The 26,452-nt window shown below is 58.0% G+C and carries 27 protein-coding genes; 4 read left to right on the forward strand and 23 right to left on the reverse strand.

The features are described from left to right. Window positions 1–8 precede the first annotated feature (8 nt). From ABUK73_RS05260 to ABUK73_RS05270, 3 genes are read right to left on the reverse strand one after another with little or no spacing between them, the layout of a single operon-like run. On the reverse strand, window positions 9–689 hold the full coding sequence (locus ABUK73_RS05260; protein ID WP_353576338.1) for a glutathione S-transferase family protein: 681 nt from the start codon (window positions 687–689) through the stop codon (window positions 9–11). Window positions 690–701: 12 nt separating this feature from the next. Further along, entirely contained in the window at window positions 702–1,031 is a 330-nt protein-coding gene (locus tag ABUK73_RS05265; protein ID WP_353576339.1) for a type II toxin-antitoxin system RelE/ParE family toxin, read from the reverse strand. Further along, window positions 1,028–1,303, reverse strand: a complete 276-nt coding sequence (locus tag ABUK73_RS05270) for a ribbon-helix-helix domain-containing protein (RefSeq protein WP_113087204.1) — start codon at window positions 1,301–1,303, stop codon at window positions 1,028–1,030. Before ABUK73_RS05270 ends, ABUK73_RS05265 begins: the two co-directional genes overlap by 4 nt. Before the next feature lie 134 nt (window positions 1,304–1,437). Here ABUK73_RS05270 and ABUK73_RS05275 point away from each other — a divergent pair, with 134 nt between their 5' ends. Then, window positions 1,438–1,761, forward strand: coding sequence for a YnfA family protein (locus ABUK73_RS05275; protein WP_353576340.1), 324 nt, complete (start codon window positions 1,438–1,440; stop codon window positions 1,759–1,761). Between the two features lie 3 nt (window positions 1,762–1,764). Continuing rightward, on the forward strand, window positions 1,765–2,526 hold the full coding sequence (locus tag ABUK73_RS05280; RefSeq protein ID WP_353576341.1) for an SOS response-associated peptidase: 762 nt from the start codon (window positions 1,765–1,767) through the stop codon (window positions 2,524–2,526). A 72-nt stretch (window positions 2,527–2,598) separates the two neighbouring features. Here the strand turns inward: ABUK73_RS05280 and ABUK73_RS05285 are convergent, their stop codons facing one another. The 6 genes from ABUK73_RS05285 to ABUK73_RS05310 all read right to left on the reverse strand — a co-directional run bounded on the left by ABUK73_RS05285 (window position 2,599) and on the right by ABUK73_RS05310 (window position 10,306). After that, window positions 2,599–3,894 carry a GGDEF domain-containing response regulator gene (locus ABUK73_RS05285; RefSeq protein ID WP_353576342.1) on the reverse strand — a complete coding sequence of 432 codons (1,296 nt, stop codon included), beginning with the start codon at window positions 3,892–3,894 and terminating at the stop codon, window positions 2,599–2,601. 287 nt (window positions 3,895–4,181) lie between these two features. Continuing rightward, the gene (locus ABUK73_RS05290) at window positions 4,182–4,319 is read right to left on the reverse strand and encodes a hypothetical protein (protein ID WP_353576343.1); all 138 of its coding nucleotides are present in this window, start codon (window positions 4,317–4,319) and stop codon (window positions 4,182–4,184) included. A 181-nt stretch (window positions 4,320–4,500) separates the two neighbouring features. Next, window positions 4,501–5,361 carry a CDP-alcohol phosphatidyltransferase family protein gene (locus tag ABUK73_RS05295; RefSeq protein ID WP_353576344.1) on the reverse strand — a complete coding sequence of 287 codons (861 nt, stop codon included), beginning with the start codon at window positions 5,359–5,361 and terminating at the stop codon, window positions 4,501–4,503. A 21-nt stretch (window positions 5,362–5,382) separates the two neighbouring features. After that, window positions 5,383–6,081, reverse strand: coding sequence for a phosphatidylserine decarboxylase (locus ABUK73_RS05300; RefSeq protein WP_113087105.1), 699 nt, complete (start codon window positions 6,079–6,081; stop codon window positions 5,383–5,385). Window positions 6,082–6,231: 150 nt separating this feature from the next. Beyond that, window positions 6,232–8,118: an ABCB family ABC transporter ATP-binding protein/permease gene (locus ABUK73_RS05305; RefSeq protein WP_353576345.1), complete on the reverse strand. Its 1,887-nt coding sequence runs from the start codon at window positions 8,116–8,118 to the stop codon at window positions 6,232–6,234. A gap of 121 nt (window positions 8,119–8,239) precedes the next feature. After that, complete coding sequence (locus ABUK73_RS05310) at window positions 8,240–10,306, reverse strand: LysM peptidoglycan-binding domain-containing protein (protein WP_353576346.1); 2,067 nt, start codon at window positions 10,304–10,306, stop codon at window positions 8,240–8,242. Between the two features lie 154 nt (window positions 10,307–10,460). Here ABUK73_RS05310 and ABUK73_RS05315 point away from each other — a divergent pair, with 154 nt between their 5' ends. Continuing rightward, window positions 10,461–11,081, forward strand: coding sequence for an LOG family protein (locus tag ABUK73_RS05315; RefSeq protein WP_353576465.1), 621 nt, complete (start codon window positions 10,461–10,463; stop codon window positions 11,079–11,081). 30 nt (window positions 11,082–11,111) lie between these two features. Here ABUK73_RS05315 and rarD read toward each other — a convergent pair whose 3' ends face one another. The 13 genes from rarD to alr form a co-directional block, all read right to left on the reverse strand. After that, window positions 11,112–12,026 carry an EamA family transporter RarD gene (rarD, locus tag ABUK73_RS05320; RefSeq protein WP_353576347.1) on the reverse strand — a complete coding sequence of 305 codons (915 nt, stop codon included), beginning with the start codon at window positions 12,024–12,026 and terminating at the stop codon, window positions 11,112–11,114. Window positions 12,027–12,195: 169 nt separating this feature from the next. Beyond that, window positions 12,196–13,152, reverse strand: coding sequence for a prolyl aminopeptidase (gene pip / locus ABUK73_RS05325; RefSeq protein WP_353576348.1), 957 nt, complete (start codon window positions 13,150–13,152; stop codon window positions 12,196–12,198). A 10-nt stretch (window positions 13,153–13,162) separates the two neighbouring features. Beyond that, entirely contained in the window at window positions 13,163–13,627 is a 465-nt protein-coding gene (locus ABUK73_RS05330) for a GFA family protein (RefSeq protein WP_353576349.1), read from the reverse strand. Further along, window positions 13,624–14,100, reverse strand: coding sequence for a GFA family protein (locus ABUK73_RS05335; RefSeq protein ID WP_353576350.1), 477 nt, complete (start codon window positions 14,098–14,100; stop codon window positions 13,624–13,626). Before ABUK73_RS05335 ends, ABUK73_RS05330 begins: the two co-directional genes overlap by 4 nt. Continuing rightward, window positions 14,097–14,465 (reverse strand): endonuclease domain-containing protein, encoded by a 369-nt coding sequence (locus tag ABUK73_RS05340; protein ID WP_353576351.1) that lies wholly within the window; start codon window positions 14,463–14,465, stop codon window positions 14,097–14,099. Before ABUK73_RS05340 ends, ABUK73_RS05335 begins: the two co-directional genes overlap by 4 nt. Before the next feature lie 277 nt (window positions 14,466–14,742). Then, the gene (cysS, locus tag ABUK73_RS05345) at window positions 14,743–16,128 is read right to left on the reverse strand and encodes a cysteine--tRNA ligase (RefSeq protein ID WP_353576352.1); all 1,386 of its coding nucleotides are present in this window, start codon (window positions 16,126–16,128) and stop codon (window positions 14,743–14,745) included. A 212-nt stretch (window positions 16,129–16,340) separates the two neighbouring features. Beyond that, a complete protein-coding gene (locus tag ABUK73_RS05350) occupies window positions 16,341–17,081 on the reverse strand; it encodes an SDR family NAD(P)-dependent oxidoreductase (RefSeq protein WP_353576466.1) in 741 nt (246 codons plus the stop codon). Between the two features lie 135 nt (window positions 17,082–17,216). Continuing rightward, window positions 17,217–18,710 carry an amidophosphoribosyltransferase gene (purF, locus tag ABUK73_RS05355; RefSeq protein ID WP_113086847.1) on the reverse strand — a complete coding sequence of 498 codons (1,494 nt, stop codon included), beginning with the start codon at window positions 18,708–18,710 and terminating at the stop codon, window positions 17,217–17,219. Window positions 18,711–18,846: 136 nt separating this feature from the next. Then, on the reverse strand, window positions 18,847–19,434 hold the full coding sequence (locus ABUK73_RS05360; protein ID WP_113086848.1) for a CvpA family protein: 588 nt from the start codon (window positions 19,432–19,434) through the stop codon (window positions 18,847–18,849). 89 nt (window positions 19,435–19,523) lie between these two features. Next, a complete protein-coding gene (radA, locus tag ABUK73_RS05365; RefSeq protein ID WP_353576353.1) occupies window positions 19,524–20,930 on the reverse strand; it encodes a DNA repair protein RadA in 1,407 nt (468 codons plus the stop codon). Between the two features lie 6 nt (window positions 20,931–20,936). Further along, on the reverse strand, window positions 20,937–21,194 hold the full coding sequence (locus ABUK73_RS05370; protein ID WP_353576354.1) for a type II toxin-antitoxin system RelE/ParE family toxin: 258 nt from the start codon (window positions 21,192–21,194) through the stop codon (window positions 20,937–20,939). A gap of 35 nt (window positions 21,195–21,229) precedes the next feature. Beyond that, window positions 21,230–21,487 (reverse strand): type II toxin-antitoxin system ParD family antitoxin, encoded by a 258-nt coding sequence (locus ABUK73_RS05375; protein WP_353576355.1) that lies wholly within the window; start codon window positions 21,485–21,487, stop codon window positions 21,230–21,232. A gap of 65 nt (window positions 21,488–21,552) precedes the next feature. Next, entirely contained in the window at window positions 21,553–22,728 is a 1,176-nt protein-coding gene (gene alr / locus ABUK73_RS05380) for an alanine racemase (RefSeq protein ID WP_353576356.1), read from the reverse strand. 202 nt (window positions 22,729–22,930) lie between these two features. Between alr and ABUK73_RS05385 the strand changes: the two genes are divergently transcribed. After that, the gene (locus tag ABUK73_RS05385; protein ID WP_353576357.1) at window positions 22,931–24,625 is read left to right on the forward strand and encodes an ABC transporter ATP-binding protein; all 1,695 of its coding nucleotides are present in this window, start codon (window positions 22,931–22,933) and stop codon (window positions 24,623–24,625) included. A 44-nt stretch (window positions 24,626–24,669) separates the two neighbouring features. Here the strand turns inward: ABUK73_RS05385 and ABUK73_RS05390 are convergent, their stop codons facing one another. Continuing rightward, window positions 24,670–26,166, reverse strand: coding sequence for a replicative DNA helicase (locus ABUK73_RS05390; RefSeq protein ID WP_045231824.1), 1,497 nt, complete (start codon window positions 26,164–26,166; stop codon window positions 24,670–24,672). Window positions 26,167–26,452: the final 286 nt, after the last annotated feature.

Below are 26,452 nucleotides of genomic sequence, written 5' to 3' on the forward strand. Positions count from 1 at the left end.
TTATGACCTCAACCTTGCAGGAAACGTGGCGGCATCTTCTCGTTGTATGGAAAATACTGAAAATAGGGCCGCGCCTCGGCAATGGTGCGCTTTATCGCCGGTCGCTCCATCAGTCGCTCGAAATAGGCCTTGGTGTTTGGCATGTCATCGCTGAACGGGTGAATGATGGAGGCGTAAAACAGGGCAGGGCTCGCCGCGCAATCAGCCATGGAAAAATGATCAGCCCCCGCCCATTGCCGCGCTGCCATATGCTTTTCAAGAACGGCATAGGCCTTATCCAGCATCGCAAAAGCATCCGCGACGCCATGTGGGTCCAGTCTGTCTTGGGGCCGCAGCCTCTCGCCGACGATCCGCTGCATCGGCACATTGACATAAAGATCGAAGAACCGGTCCCAAAGCCGCACCTGCAACGCCTGCTCCGCATCATCAGGTAAAAGCTGCGCTGCGCCCGGATAATGCTGTTGCACATATTCAATCATGATGCTGGTTTCCGGGATGTTCATACCGGTGGCACTGTCATGCAGCAATGGAATCTTGCCGATAGGCCAGCGGGAGAAGAAATCTTCTCTTGATTCAGCATCACCAAAATTGACCGTAACCGGTTCAAAAGGCGTCTCATTTTCATAAAGCGCAATGAGAACTTTCTGGCAGAAGGATGAAAGCGGGTGGAGGTAGAGCGTAAGGGACATCACTGTGCTCACTTATGATGACGGGTCATTTCCAAAAAGAGCAGTCAAATCACGGCGGCCATCGATGACTCGAACGATTTCCACGATATGCACGTCTTCGTCGTCAGCATCCGGTACCGTCTCGTAGAGTATCACATAGGGTGCCTCGACGAGCATGCGGGCAGAGCGAAAAATTTCAGGATGCCTCTCACCGGCTCGAGGGTGTTGCGCCAGAATATCGATTTTTGAGCGAATGCGCTGAAAATACCGCTCGGCACTATGCGGGTTGACTTTGCCCAGATCGATATAGATTTTCTTGACGTCCGCGCGCGCCAGCGGTGTCCAGACGAGCTTTGCCTTCATTGTTTTGGAAGGGAGGCCAGTTCAGCGCGGGCCTCTTCGAGAACTGCGTCTAGGTCGACTTCGGTGGCAGGTCCGCTGGCTTTCCCTTCGGCCCACATCTCGCGCATACCAGCAATGTCGCCGCGTCGCTGTGCCCATTTCGCAGCCCAGTCCCGCATGGCTTCGCGAATGACTTCGCTACCGCTGGCATAGGCGCCGCTCTCCACCGCATCGCGCAGAATTTCTGCGTGCTGAGGCGTCATGGAGACGCTGATTTTTTGTACATTTGCCATGTCAAACTCCAGAAAGACTGGTGGCAATTCTTACCATCAGTCTGTGGTGTTTGCCACAGAAAACACAGTGGCTATTACCACGACGACCCTGTGCGGTATCATCGGCAGAGAGAATCGAATTTGGAACGCCGGTCATGAAACTCTACCTCATCTATGCCGCCGCAGCGCTTGCCGAGATTGCTGGATGCTTTGCTTTCTGGGCCTGGCTGCGCATGGGCAAGTCGGTGGGTTGGCTGGTGCCGGGCATGGTTTCGCTGGCGGCTTTTGCGTGGTTGTTGACGCTGGTGCCGACGGAAGCGGCGGGGCGGGCTTATGCGGCTTATGGCGGCATCTATATTGTCGCCTCATTGATCTGGCTGTGGAGTGTGGAGGGGCATGTGCCGGATCGTTGGGATGTTGCAGGCGGTGCCATTTGTCTGGCGGGTGCCTCGCTCATTCTGTTTGCACCGAGAGGTTAGGTCATGTGCGGGCGCTTTGTGTTGAATGCGACGCCGGAAGAGGTGGCGGAGTATTTGGATCTGATCGGGCTGGAAGAGTTTCCGGCACGGTTCAACATCGCGCCGACACAGCCTATTCTCATCGTGGTGGAGGGCGCACGGCAAGAGCCGGGCAGCAACCTGCCGAACCGGCAGGCGATGCTGGTGCGCTGGGGTTTTATGCCCGGCTGGGTCAAAGACCCGAAGGACTTTCCGCTGCTGATCAACGCCCGCTCGGAGACCGCAATCGGAAAGGCATCGTTTCGCGCTGCCATGCGCCATCGGCGTATTCTCATTCCCGCCACGGGCTTTTACGAATGGCGCAGACCGGCCAAGGAAGAGGGCGGCAAGGCGCAGGCTTTCTACATCAAACCCAAAAGGGGCGGCATCGTCGCTTTTGCCGGATTGATGGAGACATGGTCCTCTGCCGATGGCTCGGAGGTCGATACGGGCGCCATTCTCACCACCTCCGCAAACCGCTCCATCGCGCGTATTCACGACCGCATGCCGGTGGTGATCGCGCCGGAGGACTTCAGTCGGTGGCTGGATTGCAAAACGCAGGAGCCGCGCGACATTGTTGATCTGATGAAATCCGCGGATGAGGATTTTTTCGAGATGATCCCTGTGTCGGACAAGGTCAACAAGGTTGCCAATACCGGGCCGGAATTGCTGGAGCCGGTGGCGGAAACGCTGGCCGTTGTGCCGAAGCCAGCACCAAAAGACGATGCGCAGATGTCGTTGTTTTGAACAGCTGAGAAATGCTTTTTGTTTTACGCAATCCCGGACGCAAAACCGGTTCCCACTTTTGCTGGAATTGCTCTAACGGTCGAGTTCGAAAAACTCCTGCCGCATCATGATGTCGGAATAGACGCGGTTTCGGCCCTTGGCCTTGGCGATGTAAAGCAGCTGGTCTGCTGCCGTCAGCTGATTGTCGATGGATGCGCCTTTTTCCAACTCCACGACGCCGATGGATATGGTCAGTGCCTGTTCGCTGCTGCCAATGGCGTGACCGTTGCTTTCGACGGCGAGACGCAGGCTTTCGCAAAAATCATAGGCCTGCTTTCCATCCACGCCTTTGAGGAAGAGGGCGAATTCCTCCCCGCCGATGCGCGCGGCAATGTGGTTCTGCGGGCCGCACAGGCTGGCGAGCAGCTGCGCCAGCCGTTTGAGCGCCTTGTCACCGGCGCTGTGTCCCAGTGTGTCGTTGATCGTTTTGAAATGGTCGATATCGAGAATGGCAACCGCGCCGCCTTGGATAGAGCCATCGCCCTTTTCCATCTCCGCAAGTAGCGCATTGCCCTGTTCGAAGAAGGAGCGGCGGTTGGCCAGTCCGGTCAGAGGATCGCGTTCGGCAAGCTCCCGCAACCGCATCAGCTGCTTCAATGTCTCGACATTGTTGTCGATGCGGCACTGCAGCTCTTCCGGCACAAAGGGCCTGTAGATGAAGTCCGACGCCCCGGCCTTGAGAAAATGTGCAGACAGCATGCGATCGGTAGAAGAGGACACGCCAATGATGCGAAGATCTTCCGAGGAGCGTTTGGCGCGAATAAGCCGGGTCAGCTCATAGCCATCCATATCCGGCATGAAATAATCGGTAATAACCAGCTGAATGGAGGGATTGGCAGCCAGTATTTCCATCGCTTTCGCGCCCGAATGGGCCTCGTGCACGCTGAAATTTTGGCGGGTCAAAATCTCGACAAGGCTGTTGCGGGCGCTCTTTGCATCATCCACCACCAGAATGGAGAATTGTCGGTTGGTCAAAATCCGCTCCACGGTTTTGACGACCGTATCGAAGGTGCGCTTCCCATCCTTGATGATGTAGTCGATGATTTTCTTTTCGGCATAATGCTGCCGCGCCTGCTCATCGACGGTGCCGGTGAAGACGATGGTGGGAACCCTGTATTTTTCCAGCACATTGAGAATCTCACCGCCCGGCGCATCCGGCAGGGTCAGGCCGGTCAGAGCCAGGGTGAACTTGTGTTCTTCCAACAGCGCTATCGCGTCTTTCATGCTGTCGCAATGGAAGATGGAGGCGGCGATATCCTCCCTGAATTTGCTGGTGAGCAAAAGAGATAGAGCAACGGAGTCTTCAATGAGAAGAATTTTGTCCTGCATGGCTCGACTTCGACCTCTGAAGATCCGTTAACGCGCAACTGTTTTCGATAGGCGGCACAGCGAGGGCAGCAACAGTGCAGAAACAATTATTCGATAGGAATCGTGAAAAGTAATATTGGCAGTGTTTAGAATTTTTCACTTTGCGTGAACAGGTGAGTTTTCTTTGATGCGTTCAATTCGAGCGTTTCTATTTGACGAGGAAACGCTCTAGCACGAAAACCTTCCCAAAACAGAAATGGCACCGGAGAGGTGCCATATCGATGAGCGAATAATGAGTGCGCGCCGCGTTACACTTTCGCGGGAACGGCTGCCGGTTTGCGGGTCAGCATCAGGGCTGCGGCTGCCACGGCCTTCAGACCAAGCGGTCGGTAATGGCTGTTCAGGTCGGGCTTCGCCGGCGCTTCGGTGGTTTTTGTATCGCTCATTTCAATCTCCAGAATTCCCCTTGAAGCCGCCGATTTGGCGGTCTTCCTGACAACCTCTCTCGAAGGAAATCGTGACGAATTCGAGGCAATTTTAATCAATTGAAAATTGCAGCCTGCGACATTTTGTGTTCGCCCACAGACATTATACCGCCGCATTGAAGCTGGTGGTTGTTCCCGGGCGTTAGAGCCCGCGATCCATGCCGAGGCCATCGTGATGATCGCCGTCTTCCTCGATGGTCAGCGTGCCATAGCGCTTGTGCCAGATGCGCGCGCTGAACGGCAGGAAGGTGAGATAGGCGACAACGGTCAATACCAGCACTTCCCAGGTGAAGCTCATCAACAGCGCGACATAGAGAACGACGATGAGAATGGCAGGCAGTACGAGATCGCGACGAATGCGGCTTTCAGACTTTCCGGACCAGACCGGCAGGCGGCTTATGAGGAAATAGCCGATCAGTACCGTGTAGGCACTGGCGATATAGGCAAAGGTCTTGCCGGGCTCGATGCCCATGAAGCCGAGATAGACGGGCAGAAGCACCAGCATGGCACCCATGGGGGCGGGCACGCCGACAAAGAACTCGTTCTGCCAGGGCGCTTTGACTTCACGCTCAATCATGACGTTGAAGCGGGCAAGGCGAAGGCCTGCCGCGATAACGTAGATCAGGGCGGCAATCCAGCCGAAGGAGCGGGCATTGTCCAGCAGATAGGCGTAAACGACGAGGGCAGGGGCAACGCCGAAATTGACGATATCGGCGAGCGAATCCATCTGCGCGCCGAATTTCGATGTCGCCTTCATCATGCGGGCCAGTCGCCCGTCCACGCCATCGAGGAAAGCCGCTAGAAGGACCATGCCGACAGCAAGTTCGAAGCGGCCTTCGAAAGCAAGCCGAACGCCGCTCAACCCGGCGCAGATGGCAAGAACGGTGACGAGATTGGGAATGACAAGCCGCAGGGGAATTTCCCGCAGGCGCGGTCCACGACCGCTGTCATTGCTAATCTCGTGCTTGCCGTTGGTGCTTGGCTCGGGCGTCGGCGTTTCCATGGCGTTGCTCCTATTCAGCGATTAGCCGCGACGGCTGATGACCGGACCCTTGCTCGAGCCGAATTCGGCAAGAACGGTTTCACCGGCAATGGCTGTCTGACCAACGGATACGCGCGGCTGGAAACCTTCCGGCAGGAAGATGTCGAGGCGCGAACCGAAGCGGATGAGGCCGAAGCGCTCACCGGCATCGACAGGCTCGTTCGGCTTGACCCAGCAGACGATGCGGCGGGCAACCATACCAGCGATCTGCACGACGCCGACCTTGCCATGTGCGGTTTCGATGACGAGGCCGTTGCGCTCATTATCTTCCGATGCCTTGTCCACTTCCGCGTTGAGGAAGAGACCGGGGCGGTAGGCGACATTGATGATGCGACCACGAACCGGCGCACGGTTTACGTGGCAGTTGAACACGTTCATGAACACCGAAATGCGGACCATAGGTTCCTTGCCGAGTTCCAGTTCCAGCGGTGGGACCACGGTCATCACGGCGGAAACCTTGCCATCGGCAGGGCTGATGATGAGGTCGTCATCCTGCGGTGTCACGCGTTCCGGATCCCGGAAGAAGTAGGCGCACCAAAGGGTGAGAACGAGGCCGACCCAGAAAAGCGGTTCGGCTATCCAGCCAAGCACCAGCGATGCGATGAAGAAGGCGGCGACGAAAACATAACCTTCCTTATGGATCGGCACGATGGTGTTACGAATGGTGTCGAACAGGTTCATTGATCTTTCTTCTCCGAATTGGTTATCGCTGCATATATAATGATATGACGCCGATATACATGCTCTGGCGCGATAAAACACGCATAGGTGACTACAGGCAAACCGTGCCACGGGCAATGTGTTCCGCTTGCGCGCAATGGGTTATACCCGTCAATGCGCAGGCTCTCCGCGGTCCACTACGCCCAGATCGTCTTTCTCACGCACCTCGCGCAGGCGCTCCTCGGCCTGAATGGCTTCACGCTGACGGTTCCACATGGACGCATAGAGCCCGCCCGAGGCGATGAGCGAGACATGGGTGCCGCGCTCGGCAATCATGCCATCCTTCAAAACGATGATCTCATCTGCATCGATGACGGTGGACAGGCGGTGGGCGATGACGAGCGTGGTACGGTTTTTTGACACCACATCCAGCGCGCTCTGGATTTCCTGTTCCGTATGCGTGTCCAGCGCCGAGGTCGCCTCATCCAGAATGAGGATGGGCGGTGCCTTCAAAATCGTGCGGGCAATGGCAACGCGTTGCTTTTCTCCGCCGGACAGCTTCAGGCCGCGCTCACCCACCATGGTCTGGTAGCCCTGTGGCAGTTTGCTGATGAAACCACTGATCTGGGCGGCATTTGCCGCTGCGATCACTTCGGCCTCCGTCGCATCCGTGCGCCCATAGCGAATATTGTAGGCCAGCGTATCGTTGAACAGCACCGTATCCTGCGGAACCATACCGATGACCGAGCGCAAGCTTTTCTGCGTCACTTCACGAATGTCCTGATCATCGATGGTGATCGAGCCGCCCTGAATATCGTAGAAACGATAGAGCAGGCGCGAGAGCGTGGACTTTCCAGCACCCGAGGGGCCGACGATCGCAACCGTTTTGCCAGCGGGAACATCGAAGGAAATGCCTTTGAGGATGGGGCGCTCCGCATCATAGGCGAAACGCACATCGCGAAAACAGAGGGCACCGGTGCCGATCTGCAGTTCCTTCGCGTCCGGCGCATCCACCACTTCCGCCTGGACTTCCAGCAGATCGAACATCTCTTCGATATCCGTCAGGCCCTGACGGATTTCGCGGTAGACGAAGCCGATGAAATTAAGCGGCACGGAAAGCTGCAGGAGCAGCGCATTGATGAAGACGAAATCACCGATGGTCTGTTCGCCACGCTGCACGGCCAGCGCCGACATGACCATCATGATGGTGGAGCCGATACCGAAAATGACGCCCTGGCCGAAGTTGAGCCAGCCGAGCGAGGTCCAGATGGCCGTTGCCGACTTCTCGTATTTCGCCATGGAGGCATCGAAGCGGCTGGCTTCCATCTGCTCGTTGCCGAAATACTTGACGGTTTCGAAATTCAGCAGCGAGTCGATTGCCTTGGTGTTGGCGTCCGTGTCGCTGTCGTTCATCGACCGGCGAATGCCGATGCGCCAGTTGCTGGCTTTGACCGTAAACCAGATATAGGCCCACACGGTAACGACGGTGACGGCCACATACCAGAAGCCGTAGGACAGCCAGAAGATGATGGCGGTCAGCAGGAACTCGATGAAGGTCGGGGCGGTGTTGAGAATGGTGAAACGGACAATGGTTTCGATGCCCTTCGTGCCGCGCTCGATAACGCGCGAAAGGCCGCCGGTCTTGCGCTCCAGATGAAAGCGCAGCGACAGTCGGTGCATATGCACGAAGGTTTTATAGGCAAGCTGGCGAACCGCATGCTGGCCGACGCTGGCAAACAACGCATCGCGCAACTGGTTGAGGCCGATCTGGATGAGGCGCGTCAGATTATAGGCGATGACCAACGCCACGGCACCCAGCAGGAAAACGGGCACGAGACCGGCCATATCCAGCTTGCCGTTCAGCGCATCCGTTGCCCATTTGAAGAAATAGGGGACGGAGATCAGCACGAATTTCGCGAGAATGAGAAAGAAGGTGGCCCAGACCACGCGCATCTTAAGATCAGGCCTGCCTTGCGGCCACATATAGGGCCACAGGTTGACGATGGTTTGCATCGGATTGCCCGCATCTGCGGAAATCGTCTTCTTCTTGTCGGTCATGCTCTGCTCCGGCGGTGCCTGCCGGAATGCAGACAGCAAGACGGCGGCCCTAACCAAGCCGCCGTGTTGAAACCTAGATAATGCTGTCGCCGAGCCTTTGCAATGCCGCCCGGCGCGGAGATCAACGGCCCATCAGGCGCTTGCGATGCAGTTCTTCCGCATTCGGCAAGGCATTTTCGGGAACACCGAAAATCTGACCCGGCTCGATCAGGTCAGGGTTTTTGATCTGGTCCTGATTGGCGAGGTAGATGGTTGTGTAACGAACGCCCTGACCGTAAACGCGGCGGGAAATCTGCCACAACGTATCGCCGCGACGGATGATGACGGCACTGTCGCTGTGAGCGAGAGGGGCCTGTTCGAAAGTCTTCGGCCCGGTCTGGGGCTGTGCCTGCGTCTGGGCCGAAATCGGATCAGCGGTGACGGGTGCTGCGGCATTGAGTTCCGCAAAACGATCCATCAACCCGGCAATCTGCTTGCCGATGGCGGCAACATCGTTCGGCAGACCGTCGATAACGGTCTGCAAGGCGCGGGCCTTGGCGGCAATATCCGCAACGAAAGCGGTAAAGGCCGGGTCGGCAGTGGCCGCCGTGCGGAATTCCGACAGGGAACGCAGCGCAATCGACGTCGCGGATTTTGCAGCCGCAACCTCTTCCAGCGCCGGTGTCTTGCCGTCCTTGTAGAGCCCGGAAAGGATCGCGAATGCCTTTGTCACGTCAACGCGCAGGGCTTCGAAAGCCGTGCGGTCGCTGACCACGCCGGAATCTTGCTGGGCAGGGCTGGTAGCGTTGGGTGTGGAAGGCTGTGCCGGCATCTGCTGCATGGCAACGGTTGCCTGATCGTTGGCTGGACGCGCAAATGGCACCCGCACACGAACCGTGACATTGCCTGCCGCATCCAGTGCTTCCGCCGTGACGATATGGTTGCCGACGGAGAGATCGACATCGCCTTCGATCACGAAACTGCCGGATGTTTCGGCCTTGGCGCTTCCAATCTGCTTGTCGTCCACCAACACACGGACGTTCGTGTTTGCAGGCGCGGAACCGGCAACGAAAATCTTCGTGCCTTCGAACTCGACGGCCACAACGCGGATGGACGGTGTTTCAGCAGAAGACGCCGCAGGTGCCTGACCCGCCGGAGATGCTGACGTGGCAGGTGCGGGCGTAGCCGCACCGTTTTGCGCGGGCGCTGGATTGTTTGTCTGCGGCTGGGCCGAGGCGGTTTCATTGGTCGTTGTGGCTGGTGCTTGCAGGGCAGGGGGAGCCGCATCTGGCATGGTCATAACGCGGCTTGCCTTGCCGGGTGTGGTGACCATGGCAAGAAGCTCGCCATTCTTCTGCGCAGGCACGGAAACCGTTGCGGTCTCGCGGGATTGAGCAGCCTTGCCATCTTTGCCGGTGGCGCGCAGCACGATTTCGTGGTCGCCGGGCGGCAGGGGATTGTCGAGAACGGCAGCGAAATCACCGCTGCCGCCAGCCGTGGTCTTGGCAATGACCTGACCATTGTTGACGATTTCCAGCTGCGAGCCCGGTGCGGCCTTACCAGCGATGACGGCAGAGCCATCTGGCTCAACGCGCAAGACATCGAAAGTCGGCAGCTGGGCAGCATCCGAAGGTGCGGCGGCGGGCGCAGGTGTTGTGGGCGCGACCGGTACTGGCGCGCCATCATCCGTGCCGGCAAAGACGCCGGGCAGGCGGCGAACCTGTGCTGCGGCTTCGCGCGCATCCGCAGGCAGACCGCGCAGGAATGCAATGGTCCTTTCAGCCGCGGTGCGTGCGGTGGTGATCAGGCGCGAGGTGTTCTCGTCAAGCGCCTCGGGAATGTCGACATTGCCGAGTTCCTTCAGGGAGTCCTCTACCTTTTTGCGTGAGGCTGCGAAGTCCTCGTTGGACGGCACCTGGTTGTCGGCAAAGCGGCCCGTCATGTCCTTGATGGACTGGGTGGCCGATTCCGCGAGACGTCCGACCTTTTCGGCAATTTTGGCGGTATCCTTCGCGGCATCCGACAGCAGGTCGCCAGCCTTTTCGTTACCCATCTCCACGCTGTTCTTGACGTCATTGCCAGCCTGATTGATGGCATCGCCAATCGGCTTGTCGTCATTGGACATACGTGGAAGAACGAAGAAGACCATCAGCAGCGTCGCGACGCCAAGCACGATAAGCGCCAGCAGTCCGGCCCTTTTGTTGTTCATCATCACTCTCCGGGTAACTTTCCTGTCTTCTTGTTGCGATAGCTAGCGTCTAAGTCGTGTGCGCACAAGCGGGAGGCCCGCAAAAGCAGCGTTTCCAGCCTGTCATTCCCCAAATTTTCTTGACGGATCGGCCGCCCCGATGTTCCTTCAGCCCATGACTGAAGAAAACAGACCGATTCGATCCATCTGCGTTTATTGCGGCTCCCAGCCCGGACGCGATCCAGCTTACATGGAAGCGGGCCGCGCGCTTGGCAAATCCATCGCCGAAAACGGCATTCGCCTCGTCTATGGCGGTGGCACAAAGGGCATCATGGGTGCCGTTGCCAGCGGCGTTCTGGCCAATGGCGGCGAAGTTACGGGTATCATACCGGAATTTCTGGTCGATATGGAGGCCACACGCCATTCTCTCGGACAATTGAACGAATTGATCATCACGAAGGACATGCATGAGCGCAAGCACATGATGTTCGAGCGCTCCGATGCTTTCGTCACCTTGCCCGGCGGCATCGGCACACTGGAAGAAATCGTCGAGATCATGACCTGGGCGCAACTTGGCCGTCACGCCAAGCCGATGGTCTTTGCCAATATCAACGGCTTCTGGGACCCGATGCTGGAACTGATCCGCCACATGCGCGACCAGGGCTTCATCCACCGCGCTCACCTGCTCAATCCGCTCGTCATCAACGAGACGCAGAACATCGTTGCAGCAATCATCGACCGCGCCAAAGCGCAACAGAACCCGGAAGGCGATCCTTCGGTCATCTCTCAGCTTTGAGGCCAGCGTCTCAAAGCTTTTCCCCACCGCTTATTTCGGTGTTTTCGCCCGGATCAATCCCGGCACGGTGTAGATCAGCAGCGCTGCCCAGATCATGATGAAGGCGATGAGCCTTACCGTGTCGAAGGGCTCCTTGAAGATGAAGACGGCGATGATGAAGATGATCGACGGTGCGATGTATTGCATGATGCCGATGGTGGAGAGCTTCAAAAGCTTTGCGCCGTTGCCATAGAAGATCAGTGGCGTTGCGGTGACGATGCCGCTGGCGATCAGCAGCCACGTATCTGTTGGTGTGCCCGCCATGAAATGCGCCTGACCGGTGCTCATGAGATAGATGATGAAGGCAAGCGCTGGCGGGGTCAGCAGCAGCACTTCCAGCAGGAAACCCTGTGTCGGCCCAATCGGCAATGTCTTGCGGAAGAAGGCGTAAAAGCCCCAGGAAACGGTCAGCGCAACGGAGACCCATGGCAGGCTGCCTGCATGCCATGTCAGCAGCGCGACTGCGGAGGCCGAGAGTGCGATGGCCAGCATCTGCACGCGGCTCAGCCTTTCCTTCAAAAGCATAGCGCCCAGAAAGATGCTGAACAGCGGATTGATGAAGTAACCCAAGGCCGCATCCAGCGCGCGCCCGCTGCCGATGGCCCAGATGTAGATGCACCAGTTGATGCTGATGATGGTTGCCGTAAGGCTGGCCATGCCCAGCATGCGCGGGGTGGTGAGCGCCGTTTTGATTTCGGCGGTGCGGCCCAGCACGATCAGCACGGCAGCGGCAATCGGCACCGACCAGATGACGCGGTGTGCGATGACCTCCAGCGGCGACACATGCGCGACAGCCTTCATGTAAAACGGCAGGAAGCCCCACAGGATATAGGCGACGAGGGCATACACGAACCCGCGGGTGCTATCGCCCGATTGAGGGGCGGGGATTGTCTGGTTCACTGCCATCGGAGCTGCCAATCTCATTGGAAAGCACCGGCCTATTCCTCTTTTTGGTTATATACCAATTCATTTGCGTGAAGAATGTGATGAAAAAAGCTTCATCTGCTGAAAAAATGGATGCGCCGCCTGAATCGGAATATCAGGCGGCGCAGCTACAGCGTTGTAAAGATTGACGTTACTTGCCCGCAAAGCGATCCGTGGCGCGGATCAGCTGGTCAAGAATGCCGGGTTCGCTCAGCGCATGGCCTGCGGCCTCCACGATGTGCAGATCGGCCTTTGGCCACGCCTTGGAAAGCTGCCAGGCATATTTCAGCGGGCAGGGCATGTCATAGCGCCCGTGGACGATGACGCCGGGGATGTCTTTGAGCTTATACGCATCGCGCAGCAGCTGGCCCTCTTCGAACCATCCGGCATTGACGAAATAGTGGGTTTCGATGCGCGCAAAGGCGATGGCGTATTGATCTTCACCGAAATCATCCACCCGGCCTTGGTCCGTCACCAGCGAGATCGTCGCACCTTCCCACTGGCTCCACGCCTTGGCGCATTCCAGCTTTTTCTTCTCGTTCGTGCCGGTCAGATAGCGGTTATAGGCCACCATCATCTCGTGGCGTTCAGCTTCGGGAATGGGGACGATGAAGGTTTCCCAGCGGTCGGGATACATTTCGGAGACACCGAACTGGTAGTACCAGTCCAGCTCTGGCTTGGTCAGTGTGTAGATGCCGCGCAGAACGAGTTCGCTCACCCGCTCGGGATGGGTTTGTGCATAGGCGAGCGCCAGCGTCGAGCCCCATGAACCGCCAAACACCTGCCATTTATCGAAGCCGAATTTCTCCCGCAGCTTCTCCATATCCGCCACCAGATGCCATGTGGTGTTGGCTTCCAGATTGGCATGCGGCGTGGACCGCCCACAGCCGCGCTGGTCGAACAGGATCACGTCGTAAAGGGCGGGGTCGAACACGCGTCGCTGGGTCGGGTTCACGCCGCCGCCGGGCCCGCCATGCAGGAAGACGGCGGGCTTGCCACCCTTGGTGCCGACGCGTTCCCAATAAATCACATGGCCATCGCCCACATCCAGCATGCCGGTCTCAAAGGGCTCGATCTCTGGATAGAAGCTGCGCAAGACATCACTCATTCTGTCGTCCTCAATTCATATTGTCTTCAGGCGGCCATACAGCCGTATCGTGGTCCGGGTGCTGGTAGGAGACCATCGTGCTCTCATCCAGGCTTTGCTCCGTGTTGCGCTTGTCGAACAGCGTCTTGATCCACGGCATCTGCATATGCGCATTGACCTGCACCTGCGGCTCGATCTCCTGCGGATGGTCGAAGGCACCGATGGCGATCTCCACGCCGCCGGGATGATGATAGGTCAGCGGGGTGCCGCATTTGTTGCAAAAGCCGCGATGGATTTTGGCCGAGGAGCGAAAGAGGGTGGGCTGGCCGCGTGTCCATGTCAGATGCGCCTGATCTGCCGTTACCAGCGCGCCGAAGAAATTGCCGAAATGTTTCTGGCACATGCGGCAATGGCAAATGGAGGGGCGACCCAGCTTGCCCGCATGAAACCGCACCGCGCCGCACTGGCAACCGCCGGAATAACCCGCATCACTCATCGATCTCTCTCCTGTGGCCATGTCTGCGTATCGTGGTCGGGGTGCTGATAGGATGTGAGTCCGACCAGATAATCCACCGAGGTCAAATCATCTTCCGTCGGCACGGCGGGCAGGGTGTGGAGACTATCCACGAAACCGATCTTCTTCTCGATACCCCACTGCATCGAGGGTGGAAAAGCCGATGGATCATCAAACGCCCCCGCCGCAATCGCTATGCCGTCCGGTGCCTCATAGGTTAGCGGCGTGCCGCAATCGGCGCAAAAACCACGGCTGACTACACTGGAGGACTGAAACCGCTTCGGCTCACCCCGCGTCCATGTGAAATCAGTGCCGCGCACGGACACCAGCGGCGCATAATAGGCCCCGAACGCTTTCTGGCACATGCGGCAATGGCAGATGGAACTGTCACTGAGATCGCCTTCAACGCGAAAACGGATGGCACCGCATTGGCATCCGCCGGTGTGGATCATCATGGTGTGTCCTCCTTGATCGTTCTCAGGATGTGCAGACAGACGTTGTCGATATCGCTCAGGATGTCGTGGTTCCAGAAGCGGATGACGGTCCAGCCATGCTGTTCGAGTTTCTCCGTGCGTTGACGGTCATACCTCATGGCGCCGTCGTCCGCATGTTGGGTGCCGTCCAGTTCGATGACCAGTTTATGGGAAGGGCAAGCAAAATCAACGATATATCCGAGGATGGGTAACTGTCGCCTGAAACTGAGACCATCAAGCCTGTGAGCACGAAGCACGTTCCACAATTTCAACTCCGCGTCCGTCATGACTTTTCGCATGGTGCGGGCATGGGCACGGTGGTCTGGTTTTACATCGGCGTGAGACATGGACGGCTCGTCGAAATTGGTTGCGACGAGAGGTTGGTACACCTGTGCACAAAGCGCAATAGAGAGTGTGCCGCAAGGCACCCCCCTCTGTCCTGCCGGACATCTCCCCCTCAAGGGGGGAGATCGACTCGTGGATGGCTCTCGCCCATCTTGAAAGCCGAAGATGGAGTGAGGAGAGAGCGTCTTGCTGATCTCCCCCCTTGAGGGGGAGATGTCCGGCAGGACAGAGGGGGGTTAGCCACGCCCTCCGACCTGTCGATGGAAAACTGCCCAAGCCCTACCGCTTGATCTCCCAAGTTGTCACCCGCTCACCGCTATCCTTATCCTTGCCATCCTTCAGCTGAATGCCCTTCTCCGAAAGCTCATCGCGAATACGATCCGCCTCGGCAAAGTTCTTCGCCTTCAACATCTCCAGCCGCATGGCGACAAGCGAGTCGATGGCGTCGGCGATGGCCTCATCCACCTCTGCCTTTTTCGGCAGAACACCCAGCAATGCCGCACTCGCCGCGAAGGCAGGCATTTTCTCCGGGTCTGCATTGGCGGCTTGGGCAAGCGCATGCAGGGCTTGCACGGCTGCAACCGTGTTGAGGTCATCCGCCAGCGCATCCAGCACCGTTTGGTCCGGCTCGGCATCACCAACGTCAGTTGCAGGCCATTTGGCCAGCAGGCGTTCGGCTTCCTCAAGCCGCTTCACCGAAAAATCAATCGGCTCACGGTAATGCGTCATCAGCATCGCCAGACGCAGCACTTCCCCCGGCCACTTCCGCCCCCCGAATTTCTCCGTGTGCAGCAGCTCGTAAATGGTGATGAAGTTGCCGTCTGACTTCGACATTTTGCGGCCTTCGACCTGCACGAAGCCGTTGTGCATCCAGACATTGGCCATGACATGCGTGCCGTGGGCGCAGCGCGATTGGGCGATTTCGTTTTCGTGGTGGGGGAAGATCAAGTCTAGCCCGCCGCCATGAATATCGAAGACCTCGCCGACGTAACGCCCGGCCATAGCCGAGCATTCGATATGCCAGCCGGGACGACCGCGACCCCATGGGCTTTCCCAACCGGGCTCGTTATGGCCAGACAGCTTCCACAGCACGAAATCGCCGGGGTTCTTCTTGTGCACTTCCACGGCCACACGCGCACCGGCCTGTTGTTCATCCAGCGGGCGCTTGGAAAGCTGGCCGTAATCCCCCATGGATTTGGTGTCGAATAGCACTTCACCGCTGGCGACATAGGCGTGGCCGCGCGCGATCAGCTTTTCGATGATCTCGATCATCTGCGGGATGTTGTCGGTGGCGCGGGGCTCGATGGTGGGTTCGAGGCAGCCGAGCATGGCCACGTCTTCATGGAACTGCTGCGCTGTCTTTTCCGTCACCGCGTGGATGGCGTCGTTCAGCGGCAGGTTCGGGTAGTCGCGCAGCGCTCGGGCGTTGATCTTGTCATCGACGTCGGTGATGTTGCGGGCATAGGTGACGTGCGCGTCGCCATAGACATGGCGCAACAGCCGGTAGAGAACGTCAAAAACGATGACGGGGCGTGCATTGCCGATATGGGCGAAATCATACACCGTGGGGCCGCAGACATACATGCGCACATTATCGGCATCGATGGGCTGGAACTCAGCCTTTTCGCGGGTCAGTGTGTTGTGAAGTTTCAGGCGCAAGGACATGGCTCTTCCTCAAGGGCAATCAGTTTCCCCAGCCGGAACGTTTGTCTGCTTGTGACCTTTCGGGAGACGAAAACGATCTGGCCGGGCGTTAGACCAGCAAAATTTAACTCAGCAACAGCAGCAGATCATCGTTTTCATGGCTTGCCTTATGAAACGGCAAGCGGATTTGGTCAAGAGCGATTGGTGCTTGGGCGTCGCACCAATCGGCATCTTCACTCCGGCGTGCGGTAGCTCACGAATTTACGGTCCCTGACAACATAAATCTTGCCGGTTTCCGTCATCTCTGCCGAAGCCAGCGGCAGGAGAGCAGCAGCGATCTCGGATGGATGGGGCAGGGTATCGGGGTCTTCGCCCGGCATGGCCTGCGCGCGCATGGCCGTGCGGGTGGCGCCGGGGTTGATGCTGTTGACGCGCAGCGACGTCGCTTCCGTTTCCGCCGCCCATGTGCGGGCCAGTGCTTCCACTGCGGCCTTGGAGGTGGAGTAGGCACCCCAGAACGGGCGACAGGAATGCGGCGCACCGGAGGAAAGGATGAGGGCGCGGCCCGCATCGGATTTCAGCAGCAGCGGCTCCACCGAGCGGATCAACCGCCACGTGGCCGTGACGTTAATGGTCATGACCTTTTCGAAGACCTTCGCCTCGATATGGCCGACAGGCGAGATGACGCCGAGAACGCCGGCATTGGCGACGAGAATATCCAGTTTGCCCCAACGCTCGTTGATGGATGCACCCAGCGCATCGATGGCGTTCATGTCAGAGAGATCGAAAGGCACCAGCGTTGCCGTGCCGCCTGCAGCCTTTATCGCATCATCCAGGTCTTCGAGACCACCCACCGTACGGGCGCAGGCAATGACATGCGCGCCTGCCTTGGCCAGTTCCAGTGCCGTGAAATAACCGATGCCACGGGATGCGCCGGTAACGAGCGCGATGCGGCCTTTAAGGTTGGTGGTCATGTCTCCCCCGAGAATGATGTTCATGCGGCAATTCTCTTACGAGGAAGCGCAACATGCGGCAATGGGCCGGAAGGTCGCACGCAAAAGGATGTGCAACACAGGAAAAGCCCGCGCAGGACGCGCGGGCGAAGATGATCAGCCGTTGCTGGCCAGCATGGAAATCTTGTTGCCCATGGATTCGCCGTTCTTATCGAGAAGGCGGGTCGGGTATTCACCGGTGAAATAGTGGTCGGTAAATTGCGGGCGAGCCGGGTTGCGGTCCACGCCGCCCACAGCCTGATACAGACCGTTGATGGACAGGAAGGCCAGCGAATCCACGCCGATGAATTTTGCCATGTCTTCGACATTGGCATACTGGTTGGCCAGCAACTTGTCGGCATCCGGCGTGTCGATGCCATAGAAATCCGGGTGGAAAATCATCGGGCTGGCAACGCGGATGTGAACTTCCTTGGCACCGGCTTCGCGGATCATCTGCACGATCTTGACCGAGGTTGTGCCCCGCACGATAGAATCATCCACCAGAACAACGCGCTTGCCTTCGATCATCGCACGGTTGGCAGAATGCTTCAGCTTGACGCCGAGCGCGCGGATGGACTGCGTGGGCTCGATGAAGGTACGACCGACATAATGGTTGCGGATGATGCCGTATTCGAATGGAATGCCACTTTCCTGGGCAAAACCGAGCGCGGCAGGCGTTCCGCCATCCGGCACGGGCACGACGACGTCAGCTTCCAGCGGTGCTTCCTTGGCAAGGATGGCACCCATGTTCTTGCGGGTCGTGTAAACATTGCGGCCGCCGACGACGGAGTCAGGACGGGCGAAATAGACATATTCGAACAGGCACAGGCGCTCTGGCTGCGGCTTCACCGGCTTGCGGGCATCGATGGTGACGGAACCATCCGGCTGGATTTCGCAGATGATGACTTCGCCATTTTCAACGTCGCGAACGAACTTCGCGCCGATAATATCCAACGCGCAGGTTTCCGAGCAGAAGATCGGCTTGCCATCCAGATCGCCCATGACGAGCGGGCGAATGCCCGTGGGGTCGCGGGCGGCAATCAGCTTGGTGCGGGTCATGGCCAACATCGAATAGCCGCCTTCCATCTGGCGGATGGCGTCAATGAAGCGATCCGCCGTGGAGGAATGGCGGGAGCGGGCGATGAGGTGCAGCACGACTTCCGTATCGGACGTAGACTGACAGATGGCACCGGTTGCGATGATCTGGCGGCGCAACGTCAGGCCGTTGGTGAAATTGCCGTTATGGGCAACGGCAATGCCGCCTTCTTCCAACTCCGCAAACAGCGGCTGCACATTGCGCATCGCCACTTCGCCTGTTGTGGAATAGCGTGTATGGCCGATGCAGATGGAGCCGGGCAGGCGGGCAAGGGTGGCCGGGTTGGTATAGTGATCACCGACGAGGCCCATATGCCGCTCCTGATAGAAGCGCTTGCCATCAAACGACACCATGCCTGCGGCTTCCTGGCCGCGATGTTGCAGGGCGTGCAAACCAAGCGCCGTCAGCGCTGCCGCATCCGGGTGCCCCAGAACGCCGAACACGCCGCATTCTTCATGCAAGGTGTCGCCATCGATGATGTCGTTGAAGGTGGACTGCGAAAGCGGCTCATTCATCTGGCTTGCCTTTGCTTAACTGCCAAAAACAAAAACCGCTCCGGCGGGTGGTGCGCCAGTGTGGTCTGTCTGCTGCCTATATTGAATATGTAGCACAAATAGCGCGCCTTGCATGCATTGCAAGACGCGCCTGTTGTCAATTCGTCGTAGCCGGTGGGTTTGTTGCCGGAACATCTTCCGCCGGTGTCTGTTCTGTCGTGCCTTCCGCAGGCTTGCCGAGGATACGGGCGCGGATTTGCGGCTCGATATTGTCAGGCAACGCGGCTTCCAGCTTGGCGACGAGGCCATCCAGGAACGGCTTGGTTTTCGCCTGTGTGACCCAGGTCGGCTGCGTCTTCACATCCACCAGCCAGTTCCAGAAGGCAACGGCGACGACCAGCAGTAGAATACCGCGCGCGGCGCCGAACAGGAAGCCGAGTGTACGGTCCAGCGCGCCGATACGGCTGTCGATAATGAAATCGGCAATGCGCGACGTGATGAACGAGATGATGATGAGCGCGACGAGGAAGATGATGCCAGCCGAACCGGCAACCGCGATCTTTTCGTCATCCGTGTAGTTGCGCGCATAGGGCAACAGCAGCGGATAGAGATAATAGGCGGCTGCAACCGAGCCGCCCCAGCTGGCGATGGACAGGATTTCACGCGAAAACCCCCGCACCATGGCGAGAACAGCGGAGAAAAGTACAACGGCGAGAACGATGCCGTCGAAAATCGTAATGGGCATTTACCAACTCCGGAGGTCGCGACACTGATGGAAGCGCCACTGTGCCAATTTGCGATCCTCATACACTAGCCGTTTAGCCAGCGAAAGGATCAATATTCGTCTTCCTCAACCTGTCTGAACCGGTTGCCCGAACCCGCAATGCGCGAGACGAGATCCGGCAGGCTTTCGATTTCAGTCCAGCGCCCTTTGGCACCTTTCGGCAATTCAGCAGAGGCCGAAGGCAAAAATGCGGTGGCAAAGCCAAGCTTTTCAGCCTCTTTCAACCGCTGCCCCGTGTGCGACACCGGCCTGACTGCCCCTGACAGGCTGACCTCGCCGAAATAGACGCAATCGGCAGGCAGGGCAAGACCGGCAAGTGAGGAAACCAGTGCAGAGGCGATTGCCATGTCTGCTGCCGGTTCCGAAATGCGATATCCACCTGCCACATTGAGGTAGACATCGTGACTGCCGAGCTTGACGCCGCAATGGGCCTCCAGCACGGCAAGGATCATCGCAAGCCGCGACGAATCCCAACCAACGACGGCCCGGCGCGGCGTGCCGAGCGATGTCGGCGCGACCAGTGCCTGCACCTCCACCAGCACCGGGCGCGTTCCCTCCATGCCTGCAAAGACGGCGGCACCCGGGGACTTCTCGTTGCGCTCACCCAGAAACAGTTCGGACGGGTTGGAGACTTCGCGCAAACCCTTGTCCGACATTTCGAACACGCCGATTTCATCCGTGGGACCGAAACGGTTCTTCACGGTGCGCAGAATGCGATAATGATGGCCGCGATCGCCTTCGAAATAGAGCACCGCATCCACCATATGTTCGACCACGCGCGGACCGGCAATCTGCCCATCCTTGGTGACGTGGCCGACGAGTACCATGGTGGCACCGGTCTGCTTGGCAAAGCGGATCATGGCCTGAACGCCGGTACGCACTTGCGTTACCGTGCCGGGGGCGGAATCAGCGGTGTCGCTCCACAGCGTCTGGATCGAGTCGATGATGATGAGATCAGGCCGCTTGCCCTCGGAAATCGTCGCCAGAATGTCCTCGACATTCGTCTCTGCTGCCAAGAGAACATCGGTGTCGGCAGCACCCAGACGCTGGGCCCGCAGCCGCACCTGTGCCACCGCCTCTTCGCCTGAGACATAGACGATGCGATGTCCGCGCCGAGACAATGCCGCCGCCGCTTGCATCAAAAGCGTGGATTTACCGATGCCGGGATCTCCACCGATCAGCACCGCAGAGCCACGCACGAAACCGCCGCCGGTCGCCCGGTCCAGCTCACTCATGCCGGTGGGAATGCGCGGCGCTTCCTCGATTTCGCCTGATAGCGAGGTGAGGGTGACGGGACGACCCTTTTTCGGCGTCTTACCCGGGCCAGAGCCGATGCCACCCATCGGGTCTTCTTCGACGATGGTGTTCCACTCGCCGCAGCCCTCGCACTTGCCCGCCCATCGGGTGTGAACAGTGCCGCAGTTCTGGCAGATGAATTGTGTTTTGGCTTTGGCCATGAATTGTCAGTTTTCTTCTTGTTTGAAGTCTTTGGGAGACACGTGCCTGCGGCCATGCATGACTCGCAAAATACGAACGGTATCGTCCACGATGCGAAAATATATGCAACGTTGCCTGTAAGGTAGCGCTTTCAGTCCCTGGGAAAGCTCATCGCGCGGTAACCCCGGAAAACCACTGGCCGCAATCCACTCTATTTTTCTCGTTAAGTCTCGGATAAACGCAGAAGCCGTTATCGTGTCGTCGGCTGCTATCCAAAGAAACATCTCAAGAAGGTCTTGATCGGCGAGAGGTGAGTAAATTAGCTGCTTCGGTCTAATTGGCTCATTCCTCGTTTTATAATGGAATCAGCCCAATTGTCTGCTGTCGTGAACGTGAGGTATTCCCCTCGCTCAAACTGCGCGTCAGCTTCCGCAATCAGCCGCCTGAGTTCTTCTTTTTCACTTCCAAGCAACTGCAAGCTCGCGTGAACCACAGCATTCGCATCTTCGAAAGCGCCGGCTTTTACCTGCTCATCAATAAACGCGCGATCCTGTTCGCTGAGATGGATTTCGGTCATTTCGATCTCCTTTTGTTCTCGTATAGCACAGGTCATTCTAGCTTTCCAAGAGGCAAGAAAAAGCTTCAGTCTTCTTCGATGAGATATTGTCGCTCGTAACGCAATCCAAGGCCGGTCAACATTTCGTAACCGATGGTACCTGCCGCGCGCGCAACCTCGTCGACAGGCACATTCGGGCCGAAAAGTTCGATGTAGTCGCCCGCGCGGATGGCGCTCGCGGGAACGTCTGTTACGTCGAAAATCGTCAGGTCCATCGTGACGCGACCAGCCACGGGCACTTCGTAACCGTTGATGAAGCCATAGGCGCCGCCATTGCCCATGTCACGCAGCGGAATGCCGGAACCGGAGAGCGAACGGTGATAGCCATCGGCATAACCGACGGAGGCAATCGCCAGACGGCTGGCGCGCTTTAGGCGCAACGTACCGCCATAGCTGACTGTCTGGCCTTCGCCCGCCTCGCGAATCTGGAGGATGCGGGCCTCTGCCTTGGCCACGGGGCGCATGGGGTTCGGCATATCGTTGACCGCTTCGCCGCCGTAAAGGGCGATGCCGGGGCGGGTGAGATCGAAGTGATAGTCTGGCCCAAGGAAAATGCCTGCTGAGGCCGACAGGCTTGATTCGATTCCTTCGAAAGCGGCGCTAACCTGCCGGAATGATTCAAGCTGTGCCTTGTTCATCGGAGACGATGGCGTGTCGGCGCATGCAAGATGGGAGAGCACCAGCACGGGATCGAAGCTGGCAGGACGGGTCACATCGTCCGCCAGAAACAGCGCATCGTCCAGCGGCAGGCCAAGACGGTTGAAGCCGGTGTCGACATGCAGCGCGAAGGGGTGGTCGCCGCGCTCTGCCAGAAGCCCCATCCAGAAGGAAAGCTGCTCTTCCGATGCAACGACGGGAACAAGATCATTGTTGAAAACCTGAGCTTCCTGCCCTGGCCAGATGCCGGAGAGAACGAAAATGCGCGCCTCCGGCGCATGCGGACGAAGCGTTACGCCTTCGGCCACGGTCGCCACGAAGAAGTCTCGTGCACCGGCGTGGTAGAGCGTTGAGCCGCAATCCTCGATCCCCATGCCGTAAGCATCCGCCTTTACTACGGCACTGGTGCGGGCCTTGCCAGAGCGCTTGGCCATGTCACGCCAGTTGTCGGCAAGGGCACCGAGATCAACAGTGACGCGAAGCGGTGCGACGTCAAACGCATCCATTTCAGTCTCGGAAAAGCCGTCGTCAAACTCGTCTGTCATGATCCTACACCGCTAAAGAAGATGGAGGTGGTCTATCACTTTTGTTCAAGACGGTCATGACGGAGTGGCGGAAACTTTGCCTATGCACAATGTTTCGCCTCAGAGTTTGATCACGTTTTCGCGCCTGTGGGTTGTAGAGCTTTAGCGCAGCTTGTATTCCCGGCAGCACCTCCAATTTGTCAACGAAATCGGGGAGCGCTGCGTGTTCGGTATTCACAAAACGACATTAGGTCCTTTGCTGCGCATTTACGCGGATGACCTGAAGACGTCATGGGCTTCCATAGGGCTGTTGGCGTTCATGATTCTGGCGGGATCGCTTTCGACGATTGCAGGCCCCTATGTCTTTTCCCGCATCGTCGATGATCTTCCCACCGATCCCGCGCGCTGGCTCATGGCCTTTTCGCTTTACGCGGTTTTGACGGCTGCATCGTCCGGCCTCCAAAGCTGTACGCAATATCTCGCCGTCATCCATTCGGAGCGGTTGGAATATGTTGCCTCGACACGGTTTTTCGAGCGCTTATCCCGCAAGATGCCGTCATTTTTCACCGACCACAATCCGGCGGAAATCCAGGCGGCGCAGTCTCAAGGCGCCTCATCGGCATCCATATTGCTGCAGGTTTTATTGATCTATCTTCTGCCCGGTGTTGCGACAGTTTTGTTCAGCACCATTATGCTTGGCGCGACCATCAGTTTCGAGATCATCGTCATCGTCCTCTGCTACGGTGCGATCTATATCGGACTGACGCTGGCGTCGAACCGCGTTATAAAGCGCTATATGGAGCGTGCAATCGATGCGACGCAGCAGAATGCCGGGTTCGTCGGAAATGCCATCGGCATGATCGAGCCGTTGCGCCACACGGCCAGCACGGATTGGATGCAGCAGCGTTTCGCGGAAAAGGCAGGCTCCATCTACAGCAACTGGCGTCTCTATTCCCTCCGACGCATGGCATTCATCGGTATGATCGTCACGACGCTCGGCGTGCAGATCATCGTCAGCTACTATTTTTTATGGCCGCGTCACCAGGCCGGAGAGCTATCCGTTGGCGATATCGTTCTGTTCAACACGCTGCTGCTGCAACTCAATGTTCCCTTTGAGCTGATTGGTCAGTCCATCAATGAATTGCTGCGATCCCTGGCTCGTTTTGCGCCCTATGCGAAAATGTGGCACGCGCCAGAAGAGGACAGGTCGGCACATGCGCAGATATTGGTTCTCTCGCAAAAGGTCATAGATTTCGCAGACGTGGGCTACCTTTATGAGAATGGGCGTGGTGTCGATGGCGTGTCGTTTACGGCGAAGCCGGGGCAATTGACTTTCATCACCGGTGAAACCGGCTCCGGCAAATCGACCCTGTTCAAGCTTTTGCAAAAATCCATGCTGCCGCAAAAGGGCAGGATCAGCGTGGATGGGCTCGATATCACGCGCATCACCCGTGACGACTGGTTTGCAGTGGTTGGTATCGTGCCGCAGGAGGTGCAGCTACTGAATGACAGCCTGCGCACCAACATCATTCTCGGTCGCCCGATGGATGACGCCCGGTTAAGGCATGCTGCCGAACGGGCTGCACTTCTCAACCGCATCGATGCGATGCCGGAAGGTTTCGATACGATTGTCGGCGAGCGTGGATTGAAGCTTTCGGGCGGAGAGCGCCAGCGCATTGCGATCGCCAGAGCGCTTTACGGCGAGCCTTCCATTCTGCTGCTGGACGAGGCGAGTTCGGCGCTGGATGAAGAGACCGAGCGCGAAATCATGGATCAGTTGCGCAGGGTGGATGCGGATATGACAATCATTGCCATCACCCACCGGCAAAGCAGCATTCGCCCAGATGATCAGGTCATTGCTCTGCCGAGCAGGACGTTACGTGAATCAGAAACTGAGACCACTGCGCCAAGTCCTTGAAAACAAAAAGCCCCGCTTCGGATGAAGCGGGGCGGTCTGCGAAATCATTGCTCTTCGTATTGCGTGAACGAAGGATCGGCCAGATCCGCAAAGCGCGTGAATTCCGACTGGAACTGTAGCTTCACCGTGCCAGTCGGTCCGTGACGCTGTTTGGCGATGATGACGTCGGCGGTGCCTTTGACGCGGTCGAAATGCGCTTCCCATTCGGCGTATTTCGGGTCGGACATTTCGCGCGGTTCCATGTTCTTGACGTAATATTCCTCACGGAACACGAACAGCACCACGTCGGCGTCCTGCTCGATGGAGCCCGATTCACGAAGGTCCGAGAGCTGCGGGCGTTTGTCTTCGCGGCTTTCCACCTGACGGGAGAGCTGTGACAGCGCGATGATGGGAACGTTGAGTTCCTTGCCCAGCGCTTTCAGGCCCGTCGTGATCTGGGTGATTTCCTGCACGCGGTTTTCGCCTGACTTGCCGGAGCCGGTCATCAGCTGAATATAGTCTACCACGAGGCAATCGAGGCCGCGCTGGCGCTTCAGACGACGCGCACGGGCGGAAAGCTGGGCGATGGAGATACCACCGGTCTGGTCGATATAGAGCGGCACCTTCTGCATCATCTGGCTGCAAGCGACGAGTTTTTCAAAGTCCGCTTCGGTGATTTCACCACGGCGGATTTTTGAGGAGGAGACTTCCGTCTGCTCGGAAATGATACGCGTTGCCAGCTGTTCTGACGACATTTCGAGTGAGTAGAAGCCGACGACGCCGCCATTCTTGGCCTTGAACGAGCCATCCGGCTGGACTTCCTGCTCATAGGACGCAGCGATGTTGTAAGCGATGTTGGTGGCAAGCGAGGTCTTGCCCATACCCGGACGTCCAGCAAGCACGATCAAGTCGGAACGCTGCAGGCCACCCATGCGGCCATCCAGCGAGTGGATGCCGGTGGAGATGCCGGAGAGGTTGCCGTCACGCTCGAATGCTGCACCGGCCATGTCGATGGCAAGTGAGACCGCATCGTTGAACGACTGGAAGCCGCCGTCGTAACGGCCGGTTTCGGCCAGTTCGAACAGGCGGCGTTCGGTGTCTTCGATCTGAGACTGCGGCGGCATGTCCAGTGGCGCGTCATAGGCGATGTTGACGACGTCCTCACCGATCTGGATGAGCGCACGGCGCAGGGCTAGGTCGTAGATGGCGCGGCCATAATCTTCCGCGTTGATGATGGAGACGGCGTCCGATGCCAGGCGGGCAAGGTACTGCGCAACCGTCAGGTCGCCGATCTTGCCGTCTGCGGGCAGGAAGGTCTTGATCGTCACCGGGTTGGCGGTCTTGCCCATGCGGATGATATCGCCCGCGACTTCGAAAATCTTGCGGTGAAGCGGCTCGTACAGATGCACGGGCTTCAGGAAGTCGGACACGCGGTAATAGGCATCATTGTTGACGAGGATGGCACCCAAAAGCGCCTGTTCCGCTTCGATATTGTTCGGTGCTTCGCGGTAGAGCGGTTCAGCAGCCGGGGCGGGGGTGATCTTCCTCACAGCGTCGTTCATGGTTTGTGTGATCTCCCTTGAGCCTTGTTACGGGCCTTCATTTTCTTGCAAGCCTGCCGGTTTGAAGTGTGACAGCGCGGCAGTCAATGACATTGCAGCAACAGTGACAGACAGGCTTGCCCGAATGGTGGCAGGCGGCATCACAATGCGTGTTGTTAACAGTAATCCACAGGGCAATCCGTGATCGGCGTCGGGGCGCTGCGAATCACTTTTCCCATGCCATGAGTTTACGTCATGGCTGCCATCGCGACAAAGCCTCTTGCATTTCAGTCTTGCCGAAAATAAA

This window comes from Agrobacterium vacciniicorymbosi (genome assembly GCF_040427045.1).
GTDB lineage: Bacteria > Pseudomonadota > Alphaproteobacteria > Rhizobiales > Rhizobiaceae > Agrobacterium.